Source organism: Bartonella sp. AC329YNZD (genome assembly GCF_042196685.1).
Lineage (GTDB): Bacteria > Pseudomonadota > Alphaproteobacteria > Rhizobiales > Rhizobiaceae > Bartonella.
On the sequence record NZ_JBHIQS010000065.1, the window covers coordinates 1 to 1,686 of the forward strand.

At 34.2% G+C, this 1,686-nt stretch carries 3 protein-coding genes and 1 pseudogene; 2 read left to right on the plus strand and 2 right to left on the minus strand.

Annotation, left to right across the window (positions count from 1 at the left end):
• Both ACFIMW_RS09165 and ACFIMW_RS09170 read right to left on the minus strand, forming a co-directional pair.
• The coding region (locus ACFIMW_RS09165) for a hypothetical protein (protein ID WP_375608880.1) at positions 1-326 on the minus strand (326 nt) is incomplete at its 3' end.
• 219 nt (positions 327-545) lie between these two features.
• On the minus strand, positions 546-872 hold the full coding sequence (locus ACFIMW_RS09170; protein ID WP_375608881.1) for an XRE family transcriptional regulator: 327 nt from the start codon (positions 870-872) through the stop codon (positions 546-548).
• Positions 873-966: 94 nt separating this feature from the next.
• Between ACFIMW_RS09170 and ACFIMW_RS09175 the strand changes: the two are divergent.
• Positions 967-1,285, plus strand: a pseudogene (locus ACFIMW_RS09175) (hypothetical protein).
• Positions 1,286-1,295: 10 nt separating this feature from the next.
• On the plus strand, positions 1,296-1,652 hold the full coding sequence (locus ACFIMW_RS09180; protein WP_375608882.1) for a hypothetical protein: 357 nt from the start codon (positions 1,296-1,298) through the stop codon (positions 1,650-1,652).
• Positions 1,653-1,686: the final 34 nt, after the last annotated feature.

A 1,686-nucleotide genomic window follows, 5' to 3' on the forward strand; every position in this document is an offset into this window, starting at 1 on the left:
GCATCATCATATTCGCGCTGTTTTATATCATCTAAAAAAAAACCGTATGCTGTGCTGTGTAGAATAAAATCGTGAGGTATTTTGCCATCAAAACACTTTTGTTCACGTAGTTTGAGATAAAACTCAGCAATATCTTCAGAGATATCTTCGCAACGATTAGTCGTTGGTTCTACGCGCAAAATTTGGACAGCATTATCGGTTTGGTCGATAAAATTGATAATGTCCTTTTCTTCTAAGAAAGGACCAGATTTAGCGAGATTTTGTTCTTCATTTTCGCAGATGACTAAGAGAATTTCATCAGAATTTATAAACACTGGTTTATTCACAAATGCCTCCATATCAAAATATTTAAATACATTTTGAAAAAAACGCCTTGACATAGGTTTTTTTTTTCGGGGTATGGTGTCTATATATTTCATATTTAATGAACATCGTCAATAAAAAATTCATAAAATATGAAATTTTATAAAGGTAAAAATTAATTATGGATAACACAATGTTAGAAAAACTTTGGAATTATGGAGATAAAAAAGTGATGGCAGCTATTATTCTTTGTCTAAAGAACAAGAGTTTTGAAGAATCGTTAAAACAGCTTTCTGAACTTCAGGTTTTGCTTGATAATAAAGACGAATAAATTGTTCAGATTCTTTTATTAAAAAAGGTGGGATTTCACCAAAAAAATCAATAATTTTTATTAGTTCGTCCGCTCTTATTAATCTAGGTTTTATTGGTTTATTTTTTGCTGAATTATTTAGTATGTTGGACAAAGCAGATGGCAATATTCCTAAGTGTTTAGCTAGCATTTTTTTGCTGCCATGTCCATTTTTAGCTAATTGCTCCTTAAGCCATGCCTTTAACTGATCCGATTCCATAAGAGTAAGGCTCTTTCATGTGACATGAAAAATCAATAAAAAAAAACTGAATTTTTATCTTGATAAAATTCATGAAATATGAAATTTTATTGTTATGAAAAAAGAACCTGCGTATACCATAATAAAATATTTAGGGGGGGCTGTTAATGTTTCGCGTATTTTGCAGAAATGTAAAGGCGCTGTTTATCGTATCACTTACTCTAAAGAGAAGGGGGGTGCTAATGGATTATTTCCTTCAATTTATCAGGCGCAATTATTAACCTACGCACGTGATCATGGGATAGATTTGCGCCCCGAAGATTTTTTTTATCCTGAGCGCTTGCAGAGATTAATGCAAGAGCAACACCCCCCCAATGTCGAAAATTTGCAAGAGCCGCGTTGTTGATCAGACGGGCGATAGATTGCAGCATTAAGGAGATCAAAATGAGTTCGAATGAAATTTTATGGATAGCAGTGGTTTCAGTTTTGCTCTTAAGCGGAGTGATGTTTCGTATTGCATTGCATTATCGCGACCAAGTTAAAGCACTTAAAGAGCAGGTTCAAGATCTTAAGAAAAAAATGAGAGAGAATGAGTTTAGGTATTTAAAGGAAAGCAAGCAGACCATTGATGAATGTGATGCGGATCTTGAAGAACGTGACGAGGAAATTGAAGAACTCAAAGCAGAAGTTCAATCACGCGACGAGGAAATTGAGAGACTAACACAAGAGCTTAAACAGCGTGATGAAGTAGTAAAAGTGCCGCTTCATAAGAATAAGAAGAGTAAGAAGAAGGGGAAGTGAGGAGTGGATAAGATGACAGTTAAAAAGAAGTATG